This window comes from Adhaeribacter swui, from assembly GCF_014217805.1.
Lineage (GTDB): Bacteria > Bacteroidota > Bacteroidia > Cytophagales > Hymenobacteraceae > Adhaeribacter > Adhaeribacter swui.
In genome coordinates, this window is sequence record NZ_CP055156.1 from 1,058,500 (window position 1) to 1,081,861 (window position 23,362).

The window sequence follows — 23,362 nt, forward strand, 5'->3', positions numbered from 1 at the left end:
ACTTCAGGAGGTTAGGTAACGGCCAATCAGGGTTTAACCGTAATTCTTTTTCGCATGCGGCTCAACGAAACAGGCGTAATACCCAGGTAGGTGGCAATATGATTCAGCGGAACCCGGTTAAATAATTCCGGCCTTGTTTCCAGCAGTTTTAGGTAACGCATCTCCGGGCTCAGATTTTTAAAATTATCAAACGATACCTGATTTTGCACTAGTAACTCCTTACTCATTTGCATAATCAGCGCTTCCAATTTAGGTACATTCCGGATCAACTTTTCACTTCGCTCCGCCGAACTTATCGCCACCTCGCAATCTTCTTCGCAAGCCAGATAATATTCCGATGGTTGCTTGGTTAAATAACTTACCGGGTTAATGCCCTGGGTTTCATTATAAAATTCGGTAGTTCTTTCTTCCCCGTTCACGAGGTAATAGCTGCGTATACAACCTTTTAAAATAAAGTAGCATTCTTTCGCATATTCTCCTTCCGATAGTAGCAATGTCCCTTTTTTATAGGATATAATCTGATTTTGTTCATTAACCAGGTCTATTTCCTCCGGCGAAAGTGCAACGTAAGAAGTAATAAATTTAATAATTGGGTTTTCCATTTATTTTACGGGTTGCGGGTAAGTCCGTAAAGGTAAAAAACCAGAACCGGTTAAATAGTATTTTAACTATACAAAAACCACGTATTTCGGCAAGTTTCTTCCAGAATTCTATAAATGCTACAAAATAGCCGGTTTAGCTAGCTTAGGCCAAATGTAAACAGACTCTAATCCTCTGTTTCGCCCAGCTCATCCGGTGCATCAGTACTTTTACCTTTATCTTTATTCGCTTTTTTTTCAGCCAGCAGGCGCTTCTGGTGTTCTTGTTTTTCCTTAAATTCCTTCTGGCGCTGTTTCTTTTGCTGATCTCCTGATCTGGTTGTCATAGTCTGGTTTCGTTTGGTTAAATTTAGTCAGCTGCGGTTTAGCTAAACGGTATGCTTTATTACGAATAATACGCCCAGGAGATTGGCTTTTTTAAAATGCGTGGAAAGCATTTCTGGTGCGGATTTACTTCCGTACCTCCCTGGTATGCGTTGTACTGTTATGCGGAGAGTTCGCGTGAGCGGTCTCTCCGCATTTCTGGACAGCCAATCTCTGATTGGCGTATTGGGGAGTTTTGGTAAACGCCAATCAGAGATTGGCCGCACAAAAGTACTTAGAGCGCTGCGCTAACTCTAAGCACAACAAAAAGGAATATAAATAATTTAATATTAAATATATAACAACAATAAGACTTATAGCTTATTTATATTTCAGCAAACTTAGGCATTGCATCATATGTCCTACCATTTAGCAAGCGTCCTGTGGCTTTTTTGTTGCGTCCGCCCCATTGCTTAAAGAAAAAAGCAACTCCGGCTTTCTCGCATTGGTTTTGAATATCAAGAACCCATTCTGCTCTCATAGGGCGAGGCTTACGGCCACTTTCTCCACCTACGATAACCCAGTCAACGTTTTTTAAATTTAAATTAGATAATGGACCTATTAGCGGCTCCAAAGAAAGAAACTTAATCTTAGCATTAGTATTGCATAAATATTCAATTCTTTCTACAACGCGATCATCTTCTACTGAAACACCCATCCAAATATTATTTGTCCATTTTAGCTCATGACTTAACTTTAATAAACGTTCAGCACGTTTAGTTAATACCTGAAATATATGTTGAGGGTTATCATTCATTACTTCAAATACTTGTTTTATAAAAGAAAATGGTATTTGATCATGAAACAAATCACTCATTGAATTAACAAAGACAATTTTAGGAGATTTCCAAGAATAAGGAATTTTTAAAGTATCTGGATGAATTCGTATAGCAAATGCATCTTTGTATTTATCTATACCCATAGCCTGTAAGCGATTAGCCATTACTTCAGCATAACAGAACTTACAACCAGCGGAGATCTTAGTGCAGCCTGTAGTTGGATTCCAGGTCAATTCGGTCCATTCTATACTTGACTGAGCCATAATTTTTAATTCAAATTTACACTAAAATAATTAGCCACACACACTATAAACTAATTTATTTAGCAACCCACTTAATTGTAACTACATCTTTCTTCTTAACCGCCTCATAATTTATTTTAGGAAACCTACTATCATAGGTAATCTTGCCCTTATTCTTCAAGGCAACTAAATGGTCTTTGGTGTGAGTACAGATGTGAGCCTTATCTATAGTGAATTCATATAATTCTAAATTCGTTATTGTCCCAGCCAATTTAATTTCTTCTTCTAATAATAGTTGAAATCTTTCAATCTTATTCAACTTAAGTGGTTTAGGGAATAAAGATAATTGCTTTTCTACTGGCGCTAAATCATCATAAATATCAAAGTTAGCATCACCATTAATAGGGTTTTTCTTCCAAACAATGTCTAAGAATTTATCTACTGCTAAGAGGTGTTTAGCACCAAATACTAATCCATAAATATGTGTACCTTTTTTAATTGAAAAAGGATATAGTTTCAATTTAGAACCATCGGGAAGCTTTCGCTTAAGAGCGTGTACAACTTCTTGGTGAATAAATTTATAGGGGTTCTTTTTTAACTCATTTATATTTATAGGCAAATATTTCTGAAACTCTTTCTTTTCACCAAACCTCCAAATGTAAGAAGATGAGATAAAAAACAGAAAGTCCGTCTCTGAAAGCTTGTTTAATGCTTGAAAGTATTCATCAGCAGCAAATTTCACCCCATTCTGATCCAGAAAAACTAAGCTAGGATATTTGTTAATTTCAGGTAATAAAGTTTTAAATACTTCTTCAAAATCTTTATTAAATATTTCATACTTTATTACTCTTCTTAAATCTCTATTAGAATCCAAATAAGTTTCCCAAGACGCTTTAAGTAAATCATATTTAGCAGCATTGTACTCATTCAGATAAACTTTAACAGTAATTGTATTCTTGAAAATAATTTCTAGGAATTCCTTAACTACTTTTAAAATTCTTATTGGGCTTCCAGGTACATTGTTTTTATCATAACCAGTTCCAGCGAAAAAATCAAAAATGCAAATTGTTCTACCTGGTTTATGACAAAATACAGGAAGCCAAGCTTCAGCATACTTTTCAAATATTTCTAATTTAGCTAGGGTAGACTCATCAAATGGTTTATTATGTAAATTTATTCCAGGCATAAAGATTCCTATATACTCATCTTAACTAACATCTTAATATTAGAACTTTATAATATAAAGACCTAATAAATTACTTGAAAAGTCCAGTTTTTTTAATTAACTACTTCCAAACAGCCGCCGCCAAACAAAGCAACCTGCCAGCCTGTTTCAGTAATATCCTCAACTGCGAAAAAGATGAATTATAGTCAATTAGCTTTTTCTGATGCCGCCAAAGAATTACAGCAGGAATTTGGGAGCCGGCAGCTTTACGAGCGCGTGGAAAAATACCACGTACAGGATGGCCTGACCGAGAATGAAATAAAGTTTATCGGGGCTCAGGATCATTTTTACATGGCCACCATCGGCGAGAACGGCTACCCCTACATCCAACATCGTGGCGGACCCAAGGGTTTTGTAAAAGTACTGGATGTGCATACGCTGGCCTTCGTGGATTTTTCGGGCAACCGGCAGTACATCTCCGTCGGCAACATCGAGACTAACCCGAATGTGGCGCTCATTATGGTGGCGTACCCGCACCGGGCCCGCCTGAAAATATATGCCCAAGCCAAAGTAGTACAGATCACCGATGCGCCCGAACTGTTTGCCCAAATAGACCCCGCCGACTATAAACACCGGCCGGAGCGCATGCTGGTACTCACGGTACAGGCTTACGATTGGAACTGTCCGCAGCACATTACCCCGCGCTACACCGCCGAAGAGCTGGAACCCACCTTCGCGGCCCAGCGCCAACGCCTCTCGGATTTAGAAGCAGAAAACCAAAAATTAAAAGCGGAACTGGAAAATTTAAAAATTGCCCCGAAATGATCACAATTTATTACCCACCGGAGAACCACCTGATCCCCACCTGGCAGGACCGTTTAGAGAAGCTGGCATTTCAATACGCGTTAATCCCCGATGATACCGCCACCGAACCGCGCCTCGTGGACGGCGACGAACACGCCGCAGGAATACCGGCCATTGAAGCGCACCTGGAAAGCCTGGAACAGTTTAAAAAAGATTGGTACGATTCCCGCTGCGACCGCTACGACTTTGACCCGGATGCCCCAGGTCATGGTTTCACCATTATTTAAAGAGATTATTTCCCTATTCTAACAGGTAATCTAGCATGCAGGTAATTTGGCAAGTAATACGGCAAGTAATATAACAGGTACTATAGCGCGAGCGTCCTCGCTCGTGTCTAACTATTTGGGAGGCCTCTGGCCGGGCAAACCAATCTACTTTTCTTAAAAGAAAATAGTTGGCAAGTTCCTACCGGCCAGAAGCCGGACGATGGGACATCACGAGCGAGGACGCTCGCGATAGAACTGGATGGATAACTAAAAGTAAATCGCCAACCTCCCTAACTAATTTGCCTTAAGAAGAGTTATTTACCCCGATTCAAAAATTACCTTCCTTCTAACACGCTTTCTTTCTTATGTCTCCAGACTGGCTTTTCGTGTTAATTGTTTTCGGTTTATTTACTTTTAACTTAGATTGCAATTGGTATGGCCGGGCTTTGGCGAATAAAAACTTTATTCTGGATAACTTGCTGCTGTTAGTTTTCAATTTTTTAAAAAATTAACGAAGAACCAGAAAGTGCCCCGCCAGATTTAGGCTACCGATTGTTTTGGTTGTTATGCGACGTAATAGTCCATACCCACCGAAACACGAACAACCAACAACTTTATTTGTATGATAAAAAATACGCTTTTTTTATTTTGCCTGATTACCGGACTAACCTGGAATTCTGCCCTGGCTCAAACCACTGCTCCCAAAGTTGCGACCGCCAAGGCTACTTATACGAATCCGTTAAAGGTACAATTCGGCGACCCGTACGTGTTGCGCACCAAGGGCATGTATTACATGTACGGCACGGGTGCTGGCGCTAACAAGGGCTTTTCGGCTTACTCTTCCAAAGATTTAGTAAACTGGAAACCCGAAGGGCAAGTCTATTTTCATGATAACAAGAACGGCTGGAGCGACCCGAATGCCAGTTGGGGTGGGGCGTACTGGGCACCGGAAGTGTACGAGGTAAAAGGCAAGTATTATTTGTTTTACAGTGCCCAATGGAAAGAAAACCCCACCAAAGAAGTAGAAAATTTTAAAATTGGCGTAGCCGTAGCCGATAAACCAACTGGTCCTTTCGTAGACTTGGCTAACAAGCCGGTTTTCGACCCGGGTTACCCGGTAATTGATGCCAACGTGTTTTTCGACACCAACGGCAAAGCTTACTTATACTATTCCCGGGCCGCTTACAAGCACTCCGTAGCCAGCGAAATAGCCGATTGGGCCAAGCAAAAAGGCTGGTTTAAAGAAATTGAAGAAAGCTGGGTCTACGGCGTAGAATTAAAACCTGATTTTTCCGGCGTAATTGGCGAACCCGTTTTATTGCTGCGCCCGCCCGTAAAACTCAGCGACAAACAAACCGAATGGGAAAGCCGTTCCGTAACATCCAAAGAAGTAAACCGCCGCTGGACGGAGGGCTCCGTGACGTTTAAGAAAGACAATACCTATTACATTATGTACTCGGCGAATTACTTTGGCGGGCAGCATTACGCCGTAGGGTACGCTACTTCTAACTCGCCTTTGGGGCCGTTTAAAAAAGCCGCCAATAATCCGGTATTACAGAAAAATACGGCTAAAGGCGGTACGGTAACCGGCACCGGCCACAACAGCATTACCTACTCCCCCGATGGCAAAGAAATGTTCTGCGTTTATCATGGCCGCACCACCAAAACCGGCGACGAACGCGTGGTTTTTATTGATCGTATGGAGGTGAAAGATGGTGTGTTAAAAGTTTATGGACCTACAACTACTCCGCAAAAATTGCCTTCGGGTGTAAAGGCTGCGAGTAAGGAATAAGGTTCTTTTGGGTGGTTATGCTAAATCGTATTTACAAGCTATTATATAGCAAGCGTTTCTTTGGAGTCTGTTCCAGCCTCCATACATAGGTTCCATCTTATTGGATAGGGCTGAGTTTGCCTCGTGGCCGGCGGGCCTCGTTTGGCTCTTTCGGGCGGTTTAGCGAATCTTTCCTCGCTCCGCTGCGGAATGTGGCTCCGCCACACCGAATCGCTAAAAGGCCCTTCACAGCCAAACTGGTGTCTTCGCGCTTAGCTACGGTTTTTCTAGCTCGTCTGGTAGAAATCAGGAGTGTAAAAATAAATTCATAGACTACAATCAACCATCAGCAAATAAACTCTCTGATACTGTTTAGTAGAGGTTTACTCAAGTATTTGAGAAATTCTACTAAAAAAAGTAAACACGGAAGCTACTAGCAAAGACACCAGTTTGGCTGTGGAGGGCCTTCTAAGGTTGTGGTGCCGAGGCACGAGGCATTGTGAGGGACGAACAAAACAAGCTTAGACCAGCCCGGAAGAGCCAAACGAGGCCCGCCGGCCATGAGGCAAAACTTGAAATATCAAACTAGATAGCACCAAAGCCTGGAGACGGGAACCGGCTCCAAGTAAGCACAGTAAATTACTAAATTTTTAAAAATTTACTTTTTAGCAGCTTGCTCCAGCCGATGCAGGTTCCGGCTGAAAGCCGGAGTAAAGTCACAGACTTTACTTTATAAGTAGGCCCAAGTTTGAAAACTTGCGCCAGAGAAAGAAGCTGGAACAGACTCCAAAGAACAACATCAATGTCTGTTATAGCAACCACTTCTTACTGTTTAGTATTATTCAAGCCATCAACCAGTATAACCAAAATATTGGGCAATTTTCAGGTAAGTAGGCGCCGGTACCTGGTACTTTTGCGCCATTCGGACAACATCAAAAATAAGCTGCTCCCGCTCATCGGGCTTGTTTAATGGCAGGTCTTTCTGAAAAGAAGTCGTAAATTCGCTGGCCAGCCCGTCTAAAATGACTATATTATTTTCTACAATTTCCGCGCTGGTGGTGTAGTTAGCGGCTTGCCCAATTTGTTCCAGTTCCCGAAGCAGCCGGATAAATTCTTCCCGATATTCGGGTGTATGCTGAATAGCTGCGGCATTAACCTGATAATACCCGCCCACCGAGGCAAAGGCTGAGGTAAAAGCTAATTTTTTAAAAATCTGGCTAAAAATATCGGCGCTGTATTGTACCTCTATGCCGCTGGTTCGTAAATCGGCTTCCATAGTTTCGAGCAACGGGTAATTGGCTTTACTTTGGTTGGCAAAACCATAAACAACCCGGAAAATCTGGTTGTTCTGGATGATTTCGCCGGGTCCTGACACGTAGCCGGTAACGTAAATACAGCCGTCGCCGATGGTTTTGTGTGGCAAAGTGGCTCGCAAAATATTACCCGTTTCCATGGAGTTGAGAATCGGAATAATAATGGTTTGCGCATCGGCTACCTGCTCCAGTACCGGTATAATTTCTTTAATGCTGTAGGCTTTTACGCAAACAAAAATAACTTCAAACCGCTCCCGGCCCAGCTCGGTTAACGAAACTGCTTTTATATCCGGAATAGTAATTCTTTCGTGATTATATAGATGGATGGTCAAGCCTTTTTCCTGAATGGCAGCTAAATGCTCCCCGCGGGCTACTAAGGTTACATCAAAATTGCTCCGGGCCAGAAAACCACCAATTAATCCACCGGCACCACCCGCGCCAATTACTAAATACTTCATGCAAAATAATTTAAAACCTTAGCGTTCTTCGGGTAAATTAAAATAATACTAAGGTCAGGAAAAAACGTAAAATCCGCGCCTGTTCCGGTTATATAGCCAGAACAGGCGCGGACTTTAAAGATTAATTTTATTTTTCGGCCACCGGCTTTTTATATTCCGTTACGGCTGCCCCTAAATCATAAATCTGCACGTTGGGCAGCAGTTTTTTTAAAATACTGCTGGCCGTAGCCGACCGGTACCCAGATGCGCAATTTACCAAAATGGGTTTATCTTTCGGGATTTCGGTGAGGCGTTGCGTTAATTCGTGCAGTGGTATATGAATGCTGTTTTTAAAAACGGTAGTTTCGTTTACTTCTTTGATGGTTCTTACATCCAGGTAAGTATACTTGTTTTCTTCCGGATTAAAAGTACTTTTATCAAAAGTAGTAAACTGGTTGCCGTTGGTGGCATCGTACACAAAAGCGCCTTTTATTTTAGATTCGTAGCCAATAGCTGCTGCCTTTTTTATAACACTTTGCAGATTCTCATCATCCGCGGCCACCAAATAAAATTCAGATTCGGGCGCTACCATGCTACCCAACCAGGTTTCGAAAGCCCCGCCTCCTTGAATGTTGATGGCGTTGGTTAAATACGAAGCCTTAAAAGTTGCCGCTGGCCGGCTGTCAATAATCAAGGCTTTAGCTTCGGGTTGGTGATTTTTGGGTAGGTGTTTTACTTTAGCCAGGCTAGCTTTTAGCTCCGGAGCTCCAGTAATATTCAGGCCAACCGCGTAGGGAAAGTACTTGGGTATAAATGGCTGATCGCTCAGCAGCAAGTTCACGAACTCGGCTTTGGTTCTTTTTTCGAAAGCGTAGTTATGCTGTTTTTCGTAGCCCACAGTAGAACTGGCGGCTTTCCGGATAGACCGGCCGCACAAAGAACCCGCACCGTGCGCCGGGTACAGCAGCACATCATCTTCCAGTTTAGCAAATTTTTCGTGAATGGTATCGTACATCATTTCGGCCAGTCGTTGCCGCTGTGCATCTGCGTTTTTTGAAAAATCGCGCAAATCCGGACGGCCTACGTCGCCGATCAGCAAAGAATCACCGGAAAATACCGCCCGGTCTTTGCCGCTTTCATATAATACTACCGCAATGTGGTCCGGCGCGTGCCCCGGCGTATAAATAGAGCGTAAACCTACCAAATCCGATAGCTTCAGCGTGCGGCCTTCGTCGAAAGCCGTAGCGGGGTATTTGGGTTTGGTGAGGCTGCTGGCATAAATCGGCACGTTTAATTTTTGATGCATTTCCAGGTGGGCGCTGGCAAAATCGGCGTGCGGGTGCGTTTCGATGATGCCAATAATCTGGGCGTTGTGCTTTTGGGCAAAATCATAATAAACCTGGGGATTTCGTTGCGGGTCGATGACTACCATTTTACTATCCGCCAGCACCGCGTACGAATAATGCGCCAGTCCTTTATCTTCGAACTGCTCGATTACGTAATTACTGGCAACTGCCACGGTTTTACTCAGCAACTGACCCGGCTTCACCAACGACAGCAAACCCATACCAGCCAGATTAGCTATAAATTTTCTTCTTTCCATTTATCAAAACAAACTGATAGCTCGTACATTTTTTAAAAATTCATCTGTTTTGCTTTTTATGGCTACTGGATGAATACTTAAAGGTACGAACTTATTTTCAGGATAATTCTTTTGCTTTTATTTCGACGTTCGGTTAAGGATTCGGGTTGCTTTAGAATCTAAAGTTCAATTGTTTCCCCGTCCCGCGGAATGAGTAGTTGGCCTTCTCGGATATTTGATTCAGTGGCTTTTTGGCGGAGAGAATCTCGGGTGGTTAGGCAATGATCCAGGGCTTCGAGGTGTACGGCAATAATTTTAGCCTCGCCGCTGGCATTTAGCAGCGCCATGGTTTGGTCTTCATCCATCAAAATAGGTGTTTCTTCGAACCCGGGAAAAGCGGCTCCGCCTGAATTAGTAATAATATAATCTGGCTTAAACTTTTGAATATTCTGCTCGATCTCTTCGGTAAAAATGCTATCCCCTACAATATATATAGTAGGCTGATTTTCGGCTTGTAACACAAAGCCCGATACCTTGCCCATGCGTTTTAAAATTTCGCCGCTGCCGTGTTGCCCGCCCGTCCGGGAAATACGGATATTTTTAAAAATGAGCTGGTTCTGTACCGTTTGGGCGTTGGTAAAATTCTCTTTTTTAAAAAATTCCTCGTCGGCAGGCTGATTCACTAGATCTATGGATTTGCTTAAAACCTGGCTTGCTACCGCATCAAAATGGTCGGGGTGGGTATGGGTTACCAGCACCAAATTTACGTCCTTTATAATTTCCTCAACGCTTATCGGCAAATCAAGCAGCGGGTTACGGGCTTTGCCAGCAAAAGGATCAATGGTGTCTTTGGGCATGAGCATCGGGTCCACTAAAATTTTTACGCCGGCGTAGTTTAAGATTAAAGTCGCATTCCGGACTAACTGAATACTATTTGGGGATGTCATATTACATGTTTTATTTAGGTTGCTAAATTAAAACCATTTAGGCGAAGCAAAGTATTTTGTTGTTATACAAGCAGGGCTTCCGGCTACTTTAATGATGGGCTAAAAATCCGGTTGTGGAAATTCTGTTTTTTAAAATATTACATTTTTATCGTTCCGAAAATTGTACTTGCGCGCTGTATCCCCGGAATTGTACCGTTAAACTAAACCCAATAATTTATGAAGCTATCCAGTGTGGGTGGTAAGGACACCACCCCTGGCGACGTTTATTACTAATTTTTAAAATGACAACTACTCTAATAAATATTTAGTAAATAATTTTACCAAATCAACTATAAAAGCCGAATATCTAACCTCCAACATTCAACATTCAACAATCAACATCGAATATCTAACAACCAACATCTAATATCCAATGTCTAGTGTCTAGCGTTTAACTTTCAAATCGTAATAACCCGTTCGTTTTTATTCTGTTTAACTTTATCCGGCAAAGCGGCTAGAATCTCGGTTTTAAGCACTTCAATTAGGCGTTTTTTTACGTAATCGCGGTGGGTAACCAGACTTACTTCGCGCACCGGCGCAGGCGCGTTAAAGTGCCGGACTAACTTTTGCTGGGGTACACTTAAATCCAAGGTGGCCAGTTCCGGAATAATGGTAATACCGTTATCCTGTTCTACCATGCGGCGCAGGGTTTCGATGCTGCCGGCTTCGTATTCAAAGGTTTTTCCGTCGGGTAAGGCCTTGCGAAGCTCGCATAAATTTAAAATTTGCGACCGAAAACAATGCCCTTCTTCCAGGAGCCACAGCTTTTCGAGATCAATATCATTGGGTAGCACGTACTTTTTCTCGTACAACGCATTGGAATGGGATACATACGCCAAGAGCTCTTCGTAAAATAAAACCTGCTCTTTTAATGAATTATCCTGCAAAGGCGTTACCAGTAAACCCGCATCCAGTTTATTCTTCTTCAGGTCGGTGGCCATGTTCTCGGTGGTCATTTCGGTTACGCGCAGCTTTACTTTGGGATACTTTTGCAGAAAGCTCTTCAGAAACAAAGGCAACAAGTACGGGGCCAGAGTAGGTATTACGCCTAACCGCAGCTCGCCAGCTAGTTCGCCTTTTTTATCCCGAATTATTTCCTGGATAACCTGGCTCTGGCTTAAAACCAAACGTGCCTGCTGAATAATAGCCTCCCCTACTTCGGTAGGTACCACTGGCTGTTTGCTCCGGTCAAAAATCTTCACGCCCAACTCGTCTTCCAGCTTCTGAATCTGCATGCTTAAGGTAGGCTGAGTTACAAAGTTTTTCTCCGCGGCTGTAGCAAAGTGCCGGTACGTATCCACCGCTACCACATATTCTAACTGAACGAGAGTCATAAATAAATTAGAAATTAAAAATTAAAAATTAGAAATGAGGAGTTTCAGCATCGGCGCAATCAAATTGATCCGCATAAATCCGCGATCTAATATAAACAAAATCTATCAAGCGTTAAAAATTATCGATTTGATTTATGAGTTTACCCTTGTCACCTTTGTGCATCATCAGCGGATAAAAGAGGCGAGAAGATCAATTTGAATCCTTGGCTGAAGAAAATAATTGTAGACGGTGGACCATGGTCTATCGACTATCGACTAACAAAACACTTTACCTGCCTTTATAAGCCTATTATTTAAAAATGGAAGAAAAAGAAAGAAACCACAAACTTACCTCTGCCTCGGGTATTCCTTACGCGGAGCATGAAAACTCCAAAACCGTGGGCCTACGCGGCCCTATTTTGTTAGAAGATTTTATTCTGCACGAGAAACTGGCGCATTTTAACCGGGAACGGGTGCCGGAGCGCGTAGTGCACGCCAAAGGTAGTGGGGCTTTCGGAAAATTTACGGTTACCCACGATATTACCAAGTACACCCGCGCTAAAGTTTTCAGCCAAATCGGCAAAGAAACGCCTTTGTTTTTGCGTTTTTCTACGGTAGGCGGCGAGAACGGCTCCGCTGATACCGAACGCGACCCGCGCGGTTTTGCAATTAAATTTTACACCGAAGATGGCAATTGGGATTTAGTAGGCAACAATACGCCAGTATTCTTTATTAAAGACCCGAAAAAATTTCCGGATTTTATTCATACCCAAAAACGCGACCCGCGCACGCACACCAAAAGCGCTACCATGATGTGGGATTTCTGGAGCCTTAATCCGGAAAGCTTGCACCAGGTAATGATCTTAATGAGCGATAGAGGTACGCCTTATGGCTACCGCCACATGCACGGTTTTGGCTCGCACACGTTCTCGTTTATCAACGCCGAAAACGAACGTTTCTTTGTGAAATTCCACTTTAAAACGGTACAAGGCATTAAAAATTTCACCAACAGCGAAGCCGCCGCCATGAAGGGCGTTGACCCGGATTTTGCCCAGCGCGATTTAGTAGAAGCCATCGACCGCGGCGACTACCCGCAGTGGGCTTTAAAAATCCAGATTATGACCGAGGCTGAAGCCAAAACCTACAAATGGAATCCGTTTGATTTAACAAAAGTTTGGTCGCAGAAAGATTTCCCGCTGATCGATGTAGGTATTCTGGAATTAAACCGCATTCCGAATAATTACTTTGCCGACGTAGAGCAATCGGCTTTTGCCCCGGCTCACGTGGTAGATGGCATTGGCTATTCGCCGGATCGTATGCTGCAAGGTCGTTTGCTGTCCTACCCCGATGCGCACCGTTACCGTATTGGCGCGAACTTCGAACAACTGCCGGTAAACCGCTGCCCGTTTGCCGTAAACAATTACCAACGCGATGGCGCCATGCGCTACGATAGTAATGGCGGTGCGGCTCCGAACTATTTCCCGAACAGCTTTGATGGTATTTACGCCGACGAAAAATACAAAGAACCCGCCCAGGAATTAGATTCTTCGATTGCCGGCTGGTTCGATCGGAACGGTGAAGGCGAAAATGACCACTACACCCAACCCGGCGATTTGTTCCGGTTAATGACCGACGACGAGAAAAAAGCGACGATTAACAACATCGTCGGGGCGATGAGCGGTATCAGCGGCGAAAAACGCACCTTGATTATCAACCGCCAGTTGTGTCATTTCTTCCGGGCGGATATTTCTTTAGGGATTGCGATTGCCAAAGGTTTGGGCGTCGATATCGAAAGTCAGGCCATGCAACACGCCATTACCGGTAACTAGTAGCTTTAACTTTACCTTACTTCATATATAATTAAAAGGCGGGAGCATCTCCCGCCTTTTTCTGTTTACCTGCGTTGCCATAATTACAGGGAGATCTCATGATTTAAGCGTCAGCCTGGTAATTTTTTAAAATTTCTGCGATTCTATCTAGCACCACCTTCCCATGTAGCGTTAGTGTTCAGCGGAGCATCATTGGTGCTCTTGAACACAAGTCAGTCTCCTGCCTGACGGGTGGCAATTATTAATCAATGTCGTCAACAATCCCACTAGTGCCAGCTAGCCCAACCGAAGTTAAGTTTCGCCAGTCAGGAGACTGGCTTTTGTTTATTGGGTATACTTTACTGTGTTTAGACTTGCGCCAAAGGATAATAATTATTCTTCTTAGAAGCGTTTGTAAGTTTGCCCGGCCAGAGGCCTACCACCTGGTAAAACACGAGCGAGGACGCTTGAGCCAGCGTAGGGGTATGATAACAGGTTATTACTAACTGAATCAAGTCTGCTGCGTAGCAAAATAGGTTCCTCCTGAATGACACGTTGGAAAGTGTTAATAACAGAATTTAAAAAAATAAATTTTTTAAAATTCTGCTCTCCAACTATGCAACAAGCAGCCATTCCAAGTGCAATAGTTGACGCTAAACTGTTCGAGCGTTCAGCGAGTTTTTAGCGTCTTGATTTTTTTGGTTCTTTTTGTGTCAAGACAAAAAGAACAAATACACTAGCAATGAAACAACTTCACTAAAAAATAATGCACCAGCTCTAGCTATGCGAACAAGAATCTATTGCTCGAATAGCAAGGCACGGAAGTAAATCCGCGCCATAGAAGCGCCAGAGCTGGCAAATGTACTTAGACTTAATTTCTAATTAAGCACCGCGCCAAAAGCTACCACGTTCTTTTGCTCATCACTTTATCTAATTCCGGGCGGGTCATTTTGCCTAGTTCCGGGTGTTTTTCGAGCCATTTTAAGAAATCATCTTTGATTTTGTCGGGCCACTGGCTGTCGATTTCGCCGGTACTGTATTTGCCGGTCCGCACCATTTCAAAACCAAACTTATCTTTCCGGATTACGAATTCTGAAGTACTCACTACTTGTTCCGCCAAATGAGCCGGCACAAAAAGAACGCCTTCGGGTTGCACAATCACTAAATCGCCGGGTAGCACCACGGCTCGGCCAATGCGAATGGGCGTATTGAGCCCTTGTAAAATCATTTCTTCGGTGTAGGACGGGTGAAAATCGCGCACTACGGCGTTAAAGCCTTTAATCTGGCGAAGTTCCTGTAAATCACGGGCGGCGCCATCAAAAACTACCCCGTTGCCTGATTTGCTAATAATCGAATTAGCTAAGGTTGCACCCATAATACCGCCCCCACTTATTTTACCGAAAGCATCGGCCACGTACAAATCACCTTTGGCGAGAATATCAATGGGCCAGGCGTTGGTATTGCCTTTGCGGCCTTGTTTGGCGCCCCGGTCTTTGATTTGTTTTTCTAAATCGGGGCGGCTGGGCAGGTACATGGCCGTTACCGCCCGACCGGTCATGGGCATATCGTTCACGCTTTTCCAGTTGCCTTCAAACTGGTTTACGTAGCCCTCGTTTTTTAAAACGCTCCAGGCATCGTCGATCATAATAAGCTTGGCCCGCTCCAGCAAATTATCTGGCAGTTTAGGTCGGCCATCCGGAAAACGTTCGCCTTTCCAATCGGAGGTCAAATAGGTAAGCTCTTCTTTGGAAATAGTTTGCGCCAGCAGCGGATTTTTAAAAAATAAAGCAATTAACAGGGCTAAAACAATGGTAATCTTTGTTTTCATAGGTTAGTAATTGGTAATTTAAGCAAATGGGTCGCCATCAAAACTTTAAAAATAAGAATTGCGCCATTAAAAATTACCATTTCGGGTTTATTTCTGATTTTTCACGGGGCTTAGCTTGGATTCAAAGAAGAGAGTCCAGTTCTGACCGCCATCCCCGCTGCCTTCGCCTACCTGGTGCCATTGCCCTTTTTCGTTTAAAGTAATGGTATACCGGATCAGGGAGTTTGCTAGAGGAAGTCGCCAAATCATTTTCTTATACTGTACTTCTACATCGGCCTGTATTTGCATGCCACCATTAGTATAAGCCTGAATCGTGTATTTAGATTTAAGAGCATCATAGCCAAAAATCCCTATATTCTGGAAAACGGTATCCTGCCCCCGGTTGGCCGCTTCGGTAAACAAGAGCATAGAGCTTTTTAATTTAGGCGTAAACTCCACGGCTTGTTTGTATTCTTGTCTGCTGCCATCGGCGCCCATAATTGAAACCGTACCTTGCCATTTACCAGTCACCCATTTTAAAGCCTGCATTTTTTGCTGTACCATGGTTAAATAATTAGTGGGTTGAGCAAACGTGAAGGTGCTAACCAATAAAAGTAGTATTAGGAAATAAAGGCGCTTCATGATTTTGCATTTAAGAGGTGAGGTAGGGAAAATTGTGGTTAAAGAAGTTTATCAAAGGCGAGTGTTAAGCCATTCAAAAATTACATTTTAGAAATGCTGTATTTAGTAGGTTAAACAAGATATAGCAATTAGTCATTCAGGAGGAACCTATTTAGCTACGTAGCTAAATAGGTTCCTCCTGAATGACCTTTATAAAAGATGCAGATTTACTTTATTTTATTTTTGTTCCTTAGAAATTTAGAGGAAAGGCCTACAAGACTTGCGCCAGAGTGGGTGGACTAGGCATATATTCATTTCTAATTTCTAATTCATAATTTTTAATTAAACGAAGCGCTAAGTTGTTTTTTCCAGTTCGTTGGCTTTAGCGAGCGATACTATGCCGCCCATCGCGCCTAGATTCATAGAATCGAGGGCAGAGCTGGGTACAATTACCATGGAGCCTTTTTCTTTCAAACCTTCAAATAGCATGTTCATTCCCCGCAAATGCAAAGCTACCGGGTTGTTGCGGTATTGCTCACTGGCTTCGGCAAACTTAAAGGCAATTTCAGTTTCGGCGGTTCCCAGAATAACCCGGGCGCGTCGTTCCCGTTCGGCTTGGGCTTCCTTGCTCATGGCATCGGCTAGGGTTTGCGGAATAACAATGTCTTTGATGCCCACATTCTGGCAGGTAATGCCCCAGGAATTGGTATGGTGGTCCATGATTTGTTGCAAGTCTTCGGCCACCTTATCGCGTTCCTGCAGTAAATCGGCCAATTCGTGTTTCCCGATCATGTCGCGTAAGCCAGTTTGGGCAATGTAGTAAATGGCGGTTTCATATTCCTGCACTTCTAAGGCCGCTTTCTCCACGTCCCACACAGTCCAATACACCACAGCATCTACGTTTACCGGCACGGTATCTTTGGTTAAGGTTTGTTCAGCTTTAAAGTCCGTTACCCGCACCCGCTGGTCGATGTAGTTATCTATTTTGTCGATGATAGGAATAATAAAAAAGATACCGGGCCCTTTTAAACCCTGGTATTTCCCCATCCGCAGAACCACGGCTTTTTCCCATTGGTTGGCAATATTTATGGCCCGGGCTACAAAAAACGAAAGCAGCACGAGCGCCACCACCCCAACCGGGTGAATTATTTGAAAATACAACAATGTCACCGAAATGGCTAGCAACACAATTAACACGGTAGCGGAAATCGGATTCCACCATCTATCGATATTTGTTTTCATCGGCTTTTTAATTTTTGAAGTTGTTGAATCATGTCCTCCACCGAAAAGCCATAACTAAAGGCAATGGCCGAAAACTCGCTGCAGATTTCCTGCAGTTTGTTCTGTTTTTCTGAGGTGGGTATTTCAATTTTAATGTCACTGATAAAAGTACCGGTACCCTGTTGAGTAGCCAATACATTTTGAATTTCCAGTTCTTTGTAAGCCTTGGCAACGGTGTTCAGGTTTACTTTTAAATCCACGGCCAAAGCCCGAACTGTGGGCAATTGTTCACCGGTTTTCAGGTTGCCGGCCGCAATGCCAAATTTTATCTGGTCGATGATCTGCCGGTAAAAGGGCGAACCAGATTTTGGGTCTAGTTTAAAATCAATCATTATCCTATTGTTACAATATAATAATGTATTATATGTATAGTACAAACGTACAAGATTTAATTTTGTTTGCAAATAATTGATATAAAATATTTTGAGTAGTTGAGATGGGAGGTTGTGTTTTTTTTTGGAGCCGGTTCCCGTCTCCATGCCTAGGTTCTATCTTGCTTGAACGGGCTGAGTTTGCCTCATGGCCGGCGGGCCGCGTTTGGCCGTTTCGGGCGGTTTAGCGAATCTTTCCTCGCTCCGCTGCGGAATTTTGCTGCGCAAAACCGAATCGCTAAAAGGCCCTCAACAGCCAAACTGATGTCAGTCGCGCTTAGCTGCGGCTATTGTGCTCTTTTAGAAAAGAAGGAGATTTAAGATTTTACTAGGGGAATGGAAAGTATTTGCGCTTTTTGATCAAATATATTTTCCTGGTTGAGAGATATTTTGCGTGTTCTTCATCTTGCGCTATTCAGGAGGAACCTATTCTGCTACGTAGCAGAATAGGTTCCTCCTGAATGACATTGTGGAGAGTAGCATGGACTGGGTAAATAGAACTTATTAATTTTTTAAAATTTTCCTAATCTACTATGCAACAAGTAGCCTTAGCCAAGTGCATGAGTTGACGCTAAACTGTTTGAGCGTTCAGCGAGTTTTTAGCGTCTTGATTTTTTTGGTTCTTTTTGTATCAAGACAAAAAGAACAAATACCTCAGCAATGAAACAACTTCACTTAGAAAACACAGCTACTCAGCCAGCTATGCGAACGAGAATTAACTACTCGGATAGCAAGCAAGTCACGGAAGTAAATCCGCGCCATAGCGCAAGTCCGCACCATAGTAGGAAAAAGTTGCAAAAACATTAAAGAGAAGTAACCAGAAGAAGTCATTTCTAATTTCTAATTTCTAATTCATAATTACAAATTTTAAATGGAGCTTCGTCTCAATTAAAAGATTGCCGGAATTCCAGGGGAGAAAGGTTGGTTTTGCTGCGGAATAATTTGCTGAACGATTGGGAATGTTCGAAGCCCAGAGTGAAAGCAATTTCGCTGACGGATAAAGCCGTGGTGGAAAGTTTTTCTTTGGCTTTTTCGATGAGTTTATCGTGAATGTGTTGTTGGGTGCTTTGGCCAGTTAAAACTTTTAGTAAACTGCTTAAATAAGTGGGCGAAACGTGCAGTTCTTCGGCAATAAATTGCACGGTGGGTAAGCCTTTTTCGGTTAAGGTATTACTGTTGAAGTAATTATTTAAAATTTCTTCCAGTCGATCCAGAATTTGATGGTTGGTGATTTTGCGGGTGAGGAACTGGCGGTGGTAGAACCGTTCGCCATACGTGAGCAATAACTCCAATTGCGCAATAATTACGTTTTGGCTAAACTTATCAATATTAGAATGGTACTCCTGGGCTATGTTTTGCAGGAGATTGGTCATGGTAGCTTCTTCTTTTTCCGAGAGGAACAAGGCTTCATTTACCGCGTAGTCGAAGTACTCGTATTGTTTAATGGTTTTGGCTAAAGGCGTGTTCCATAAAAAGTCGGGATGGATGAGTAACATCCACCCCGAGCGTTTTACTTCTTGGTCCGAACTGGCTTCGATGCCATACACCTGCCCCGGCGCGATAAAAAACAAAATACCTTCGTCGAAATCGTATTGCTGCTGCCCGTATTTAAACTTGATATTAAAATTGCGTTTCAGGGCAATCGAATAAAAATCCAACACTAAGTTTTGCGGACTTTGCCCCGCCCAAACCGGCATCATGCTCATATCGATTACACTAATTAAAGGATGCTCCGGTTTAGAAAGTCCCATTTTCTGGTGGTACTCGCTGATGGTTTTAAAGCGGAGAGGTTGTGTGGTTGCCATAGCACAAGTTACTTAATTTGCTGAAAAGCGGCCGCAAATTCCCGGGCAAAATCAGTTAGTTTAACTTCCCCCATTTCGGCTGGTCGGTTGCGGTAATAATCTTCGGCTAGTAAACCGGTATGCAGACCGGCGTACATTTCTACCAGGCCAGCGGCAATTTCGGGGTTCATGCCGATGGCGGTTAAACCAGCCAGCGTTTGTTCATCAGAAATTAAAATCCATCTTAAATCGGGTTTACCGATGGCTGCACCTAAAACCTTGGCGGTTTCGTTGCCGCTTGCTTCCTGACTGGCTATATAACGTACTTTTCTACCGGTTTGGGTATTTAACAGTTCTTCGGCGGCCACCGTGGCAATATCTACCGTAGAAACCCAGGGAATTACATCGTCGGCTCCGTAGTTAGCAACAATCAGGTTCTGGTTTTTTATCATTTCGGAATAGCCGTATAAGTTATAATAGAAAGAAGTCGGGCGCAGGTGGGTAATGCTAATAGTTGCGGGTAATTCGTTTAAGATTTGCTCTACATCGTGCGCGCCGCGCAAAATGCCGTTGCCTTTTTCTAAATGGGCACCAATGCTGCTTAGGTTCACTACATGCTTTACCCCTGCTTGCTTAATTGCCTGCGCGTAGTTTTGGCCCAACCGGCGGTAGTACCCTAACAAATCCAGGTTCGGGTCGAAGTAATTGTTGGGCGGTATCATGGTATACACGGCATCGGCCCCGGTAAAAGTAGCGGTTAAAAAAGCAACATCTTCTAAAGAGCCAATGGCGACGGTGGCACCTAACGCGGTAATTTCGGTTTGTTTTTCCGGGTTACTGCTGATAACGGTAACAGTGTGTTTTTTCTGGATTAATTCCTGGCTAAGTGGTTTGCTGATGTGGCCTAAAGAGCCGGTTACTACAATTTTCATTTTTTTAAATTTTTTAGTTTCTGCAAATTTCTGCAGTTACTAAAAAGCCAGTGTAGCCAAATCTGTGGTTGTTGTAGCCGTTTCTTAACTACCTCAGGAAGTAATTACAGCGTAAGCAACGTAAAACAAAAGAGCTGCCGAGGCAAATTCCCCGGCAACTCTTTGGCAGTAAAGCTTGGTAAGTGGCCGTACTTTTAAAAATTTACAAATTCACGCCGCCCGAAACTTCAATGCGTTGACCGTTAATCCAGCGGGCTTCTTCGGTGCATAAAAAGGCGACAACGCCGCCAATATCTTCGGCTACGCCTACCCGGCCCAGCGCAGTTAAACTGGATAAGTGGTCATTTAGTTCTTGGTTATCGCGCACCCGGCCACCGCCAAAATCGGTGGCAATAGGTCCGGGAGCTACTACGTTGGCCGCAATGCCACGCGAACCTAATTCTTTGGCTAAATACCGGGTAAGCACTTCCACGGCACCTTTCATGGAGCCATACGCCGATGAACCCGGATTAGAGAAACGCGCCAATCCCGACGAAATATTAATAATGCGACCGCCATCATTTAAGAAAGGCAAAGCTTTTTGCGTTAAGAAAAACACGCCTTTGTAGTGAATGTTTAAGGCCGTATCAAACTGTTCTTCGGTGGTTTCGGCGAAATTAGCGTAAAGCGCGGTGCCGGCATTATTAATTAAAAAATCAAAATTAGGGCTGCCGGTTTGCTCTTGTAAATGAGTGGTTACTCTTTCCAGAAAACCATCAAACGATGGAATGTTGCCGGCATCTAATTGAAAAGCATAGGCTTGCTGCCCCAAAGTTTGTATTTCCGATACTACTTTTTCAGCTTCCTGCTGGTTGCTGTGGTAGGTAAGCACCACATCGATGCCTTTTTTTGCTAAACTAAGAGCCATGTCTTTGCCTAGTCCGCGGCTCCCGCCGGTTACTAAGGCTATTTTATTATTTGTAGCCATTTTCTTAAATTTTTATACTACAAAGTTGGCGCAATTTGCCGGTCCGGTGTTTGCGCGTTTCAATCCATTATTTGCAAAAATCAAATCGGTAGTTCAGGAACGGAAAGCCAGCGGCGACAGACCAGCTTGTTTTTTAAAAAAATTAGAAAAATGCGCTACTTCTTCAAACCCCAAAGAATACGCAATCTCCGACACGTTCCAATCGGTTTGTTTGAGCAGGATTTTGGCTTCCTGGGCCAGGCGGCTGCTAATAAAATCGGTGGTAGTTTTGCCGGTGTTTTCTTTTAAAACTTTGTTTAAATGGTTCACGTGAATGGCTAGCCGCTCGGCGTAATCTTTGGCGGCCCGCAGTTCCAGTTGCTGTCCCGGTGAAGTTATCGGAAACTGCCGTTCCAGCAATTCCACGAACAAACCGGCAATGCGGGCAGTAGCATTATGGGAATTATACTGGGCAATATCGGGTTGCAGTTTCTGGCCGTAGTGGATTAACTCTAACACATAATTGCGCAATAAATCATATTTATACGGGTAGTCTGAGGCCAGTTCCTGGAACATTTTCTCGTACAACTGTTTTAGTTCTTGGGCCTGATTCTCGGTTAATTCAAAAACCGGGTAACCGCCTGGCTTAAAAATAGGCAGTTCATCCAGAATTACGCCACTCCGCGAAGCTGCCAGAAACTCGTGGGTAAAAATGCAAAAGTACCCCGACTGGTTTTCGTCTTGCGGCAGGTAGTTGTACGGCACTTTGGGCGAGGCAAACAATAAACCGTGCTTCCGGATGTCGATGGTTTTGTCGGCGTACTCGGCACGGTTATGGCCGTTTATCAGGCTTATTTTGTAATAAGTACGCCGGTTGTAAGGCATTTCTTTAGTTTCCTTCAACTTCTTCCGGGTGCTGGCAATATTAAAAACGTTAAAGTGTCCGATTTCTTTATTAATGCCGTCGGGCAAAATGGTTTCGAGTTGGTTATTGGCTACAAAACCCATTTCCCGGTAAAAGTCCTGCAACGAAGCAATGCCTGTCATTTTACAACTGTTTTGCGAAAATCAAATATAGTAAATACCGGGCAAGCGGAGCTTTAAAATGTAAGGAAATAACAATTACTTCCTTTTGGGCATTTCAGAACCATTAATCGGCGGCATAGTTTAGCGACCTCCGGTCACGTCGATAATTGTTCCGGTTGAGAAAGAGGCTTCGTCGGATAATAACCACAATATTGCTTTTGCCACTTCTTCGGGGTGGCCCCCTCTTTTCATGGGCAAGGAGCTTTTTATCCGGTTTACTCTATCGGGTTCTCCGCCACTTGCATGAATATCCGTATAGATAAATCCTGGCCTCACGGCATTTACTCTTATTCCTTCTGCAGCTACTTCTTTTGAAAGCCCAAATGTAAGCGTATCAATGGCACCTTTCGAAGCAGCATAATCTACATATTCATTAGGGGAACCGGTTCGTGCGGCAATAGAAGAAACATTTACGATGGCTCCACCTTTACCACCATAAAGAGTTGACATCCGTTTAATTGCTTCTTTCGAGCATAAAAAGTAACTAATAATATTGCTGTTTATCACTCGGGTAAGCCGCTCTACATCCATGTTATCTACTCGCGATTGTGCTTCCAGAATACCTGCATTATTTACTAAGGCTGTTAATCTTCCGAAATCTTTATCTATTTTATTAAATAGCGCAGTTACATCTGCTACAGAAGATACATCTGCCTTATACGCAATGGCCTGCCCCCCCCTTTGGTTTATGGAATCCACAATTTGTTCGGCGGCTGTTTTATTTTGCAAGTAATTTACACAAACGTTATAACCTTGTTTTGCAGCTAACAAAGCGGTTGCAGCTCCAATGCCTCTGCTACTTCCAGTTATCAGAATTGTTTTATCCATGTAGCTATTTTCAGTTTGCACTTTCCTCCCTTAAATTACTTCTTTTCCTCATTCTCACTATAGTTCTTCGATACCATAGACTACTATTTATTCCACATTTTTAAAATTTAAAAAATACAAAGTTTATAAAGTTTATAAAGCAAGAGTGCATTAAAGGAATATAGTAAAATTTACTTTCCGAATTCCACATCAAACAATGCTTCAGTTGATTTTGGCAGAGTTACTTGCCTAAACTGCTTATCCGGTGAGCGCGTATTTTCCGTTTTAGTTACGAATGT

Annotated in this window: 21 protein-coding genes; 4 read left to right on the forward strand and 17 right to left on the reverse strand. The window is 43.2% G+C overall.

What is annotated here, in order from left to right:
* Positions 1 to 26: 26 nt before the first annotated feature.
* The 4 genes from HUW51_RS05425 to tcmP all read right to left on the reverse strand — a co-directional run bounded on the left by HUW51_RS05425 (position 27) and on the right by tcmP (position 3,169).
* Entirely contained in the window at positions 27 to 602 is a 576-nt protein-coding gene (locus tag HUW51_RS05425; protein ID WP_185272974.1) for a Crp/Fnr family transcriptional regulator, read from the reverse strand.
* 164 nt (positions 603 to 766) lie between these two features.
* Positions 767 to 925: a hypothetical protein gene (locus tag HUW51_RS05430; protein ID WP_185272975.1), complete on the reverse strand. Its 159-nt coding sequence runs from the start codon at positions 923 to 925 to the stop codon at positions 767 to 769.
* A gap of 362 nt (positions 926 to 1,287) precedes the next feature.
* Positions 1,288 to 2,004: a DUF5131 family protein gene (locus HUW51_RS05435; RefSeq protein WP_185272976.1), complete on the reverse strand. Its 717-nt coding sequence runs from the start codon at positions 2,002 to 2,004 to the stop codon at positions 1,288 to 1,290.
* A 55-nt stretch (positions 2,005 to 2,059) separates the two neighbouring features.
* Positions 2,060 to 3,169 carry a three-Cys-motif partner protein TcmP gene (gene tcmP / locus HUW51_RS05440; RefSeq protein WP_185272977.1) on the reverse strand — a complete coding sequence of 370 codons (1,110 nt, stop codon included), beginning with the start codon at positions 3,167 to 3,169 and terminating at the stop codon, positions 2,060 to 2,062.
* A gap of 174 nt (positions 3,170 to 3,343) precedes the next feature.
* Here tcmP and HUW51_RS05445 point away from each other — a divergent pair, with 174 nt between their 5' ends.
* The 3 genes from HUW51_RS05445 (at position 3,344) to HUW51_RS05455 (ending at position 6,010) form a co-directional block, all read left to right on the forward strand.
* Positions 3,344 to 3,973 (forward strand): pyridoxamine 5'-phosphate oxidase family protein, encoded by a 630-nt coding sequence (locus HUW51_RS05445; protein ID WP_185272978.1) that lies wholly within the window; start codon positions 3,344 to 3,346, stop codon positions 3,971 to 3,973.
* Complete coding sequence (locus HUW51_RS05450) at positions 3,970 to 4,239, forward strand: hypothetical protein (RefSeq protein WP_185272979.1); 270 nt, start codon at positions 3,970 to 3,972, stop codon at positions 4,237 to 4,239. Before HUW51_RS05445 ends, HUW51_RS05450 begins: the two co-directional genes overlap by 4 nt.
* Positions 4,240 to 4,840: 601 nt before the next feature.
* Entirely contained in the window at positions 4,841 to 6,010 is a 1,170-nt protein-coding gene (locus tag HUW51_RS05455) for a glycoside hydrolase family 43 protein (RefSeq protein ID WP_185272980.1), read from the forward strand.
* 829 nt (positions 6,011 to 6,839) lie between these two features.
* Here the strand turns inward: HUW51_RS05455 and HUW51_RS05460 are convergent.
* The 4 genes from HUW51_RS05460 to HUW51_RS05475 form a co-directional block, all read right to left on the reverse strand.
* Positions 6,840 to 7,760: a ketopantoate reductase family protein gene (locus HUW51_RS05460; RefSeq protein WP_185272981.1), complete on the reverse strand. Its 921-nt coding sequence runs from the start codon at positions 7,758 to 7,760 to the stop codon at positions 6,840 to 6,842.
* Between the two features lie 127 nt (positions 7,761 to 7,887).
* On the reverse strand, positions 7,888 to 9,342 hold the full coding sequence (locus HUW51_RS05465) for an MBL fold metallo-hydrolase (protein WP_185272982.1): 1,455 nt from the start codon (positions 9,340 to 9,342) through the stop codon (positions 7,888 to 7,890).
* Positions 9,343 to 9,500: 158 nt separating this feature from the next.
* Positions 9,501 to 10,268: an MBL fold metallo-hydrolase gene (locus HUW51_RS05470; RefSeq protein ID WP_185272983.1), complete on the reverse strand. Its 768-nt coding sequence runs from the start codon at positions 10,266 to 10,268 to the stop codon at positions 9,501 to 9,503.
* Between the two features lie 437 nt (positions 10,269 to 10,705).
* Positions 10,706 to 11,641, reverse strand: coding sequence for a hydrogen peroxide-inducible genes activator (locus HUW51_RS05475; RefSeq protein ID WP_185272984.1), 936 nt, complete (start codon positions 11,639 to 11,641; stop codon positions 10,706 to 10,708).
* A gap of 299 nt (positions 11,642 to 11,940) precedes the next feature.
* On the opposite strand from HUW51_RS05475, the gene HUW51_RS05480 reads away from it, so the two are divergent.
* A complete protein-coding gene (locus HUW51_RS05480; RefSeq protein ID WP_185272985.1) occupies positions 11,941 to 13,449 on the forward strand; it encodes a catalase in 1,509 nt (502 codons plus the stop codon).
* An 880-nt stretch (positions 13,450 to 14,329) separates the two neighbouring features.
* Here HUW51_RS05480 and HUW51_RS05485 read toward each other — a convergent pair.
* The 9 genes from HUW51_RS05485 to HUW51_RS05525 form a co-directional block, all read right to left on the reverse strand.
* Complete coding sequence (locus HUW51_RS05485; RefSeq protein ID WP_185272986.1) at positions 14,330 to 15,256, reverse strand: RraA family protein; 927 nt, start codon at positions 15,254 to 15,256, stop codon at positions 14,330 to 14,332.
* Positions 15,257 to 15,343: 87 nt separating this feature from the next.
* Complete coding sequence (locus tag HUW51_RS05490) at positions 15,344 to 15,877, reverse strand: hypothetical protein (RefSeq protein ID WP_185272987.1); 534 nt, start codon at positions 15,875 to 15,877, stop codon at positions 15,344 to 15,346.
* A 333-nt stretch (positions 15,878 to 16,210) separates the two neighbouring features.
* Positions 16,211 to 17,098 carry a slipin family protein gene (locus HUW51_RS05495; protein ID WP_185272988.1) on the reverse strand — a complete coding sequence of 296 codons (888 nt, stop codon included), beginning with the start codon at positions 17,096 to 17,098 and terminating at the stop codon, positions 16,211 to 16,213.
* Positions 17,095 to 17,469: a GntR family transcriptional regulator gene (locus HUW51_RS05500; protein WP_185272989.1), complete on the reverse strand. Its 375-nt coding sequence runs from the start codon at positions 17,467 to 17,469 to the stop codon at positions 17,095 to 17,097. The genes HUW51_RS05495 and HUW51_RS05500 overlap by 4 nt, the downstream gene beginning before the upstream one ends.
* Positions 17,470 to 18,392: 923 nt before the next feature.
* On the reverse strand, positions 18,393 to 19,313 hold the full coding sequence (locus HUW51_RS05505; RefSeq protein WP_185272990.1) for a helix-turn-helix domain-containing protein: 921 nt from the start codon (positions 19,311 to 19,313) through the stop codon (positions 18,393 to 18,395).
* An 8-nt stretch (positions 19,314 to 19,321) separates the two neighbouring features.
* Positions 19,322 to 20,224, reverse strand: a complete 903-nt coding sequence (locus HUW51_RS05510; protein WP_185272991.1) for an NmrA family NAD(P)-binding protein — start codon at positions 20,222 to 20,224, stop codon at positions 19,322 to 19,324.
* Positions 20,225 to 20,426: 202 nt separating this feature from the next.
* Complete coding sequence (locus tag HUW51_RS05515; RefSeq protein ID WP_185272992.1) at positions 20,427 to 21,191, reverse strand: SDR family NAD(P)-dependent oxidoreductase; 765 nt, start codon at positions 21,189 to 21,191, stop codon at positions 20,427 to 20,429.
* Between the two features lie 93 nt (positions 21,192 to 21,284).
* The gene (locus HUW51_RS05520; RefSeq protein ID WP_185272993.1) at positions 21,285 to 22,217 is read right to left on the reverse strand and encodes a helix-turn-helix domain-containing protein; all 933 of its coding nucleotides are present in this window, start codon (positions 22,215 to 22,217) and stop codon (positions 21,285 to 21,287) included.
* A 120-nt stretch (positions 22,218 to 22,337) separates the two neighbouring features.
* A complete protein-coding gene (locus HUW51_RS05525; RefSeq protein ID WP_185272994.1) occupies positions 22,338 to 23,084 on the reverse strand; it encodes an SDR family oxidoreductase in 747 nt (248 codons plus the stop codon).
* Positions 23,085 to 23,362: the final 278 nt, after the last annotated feature.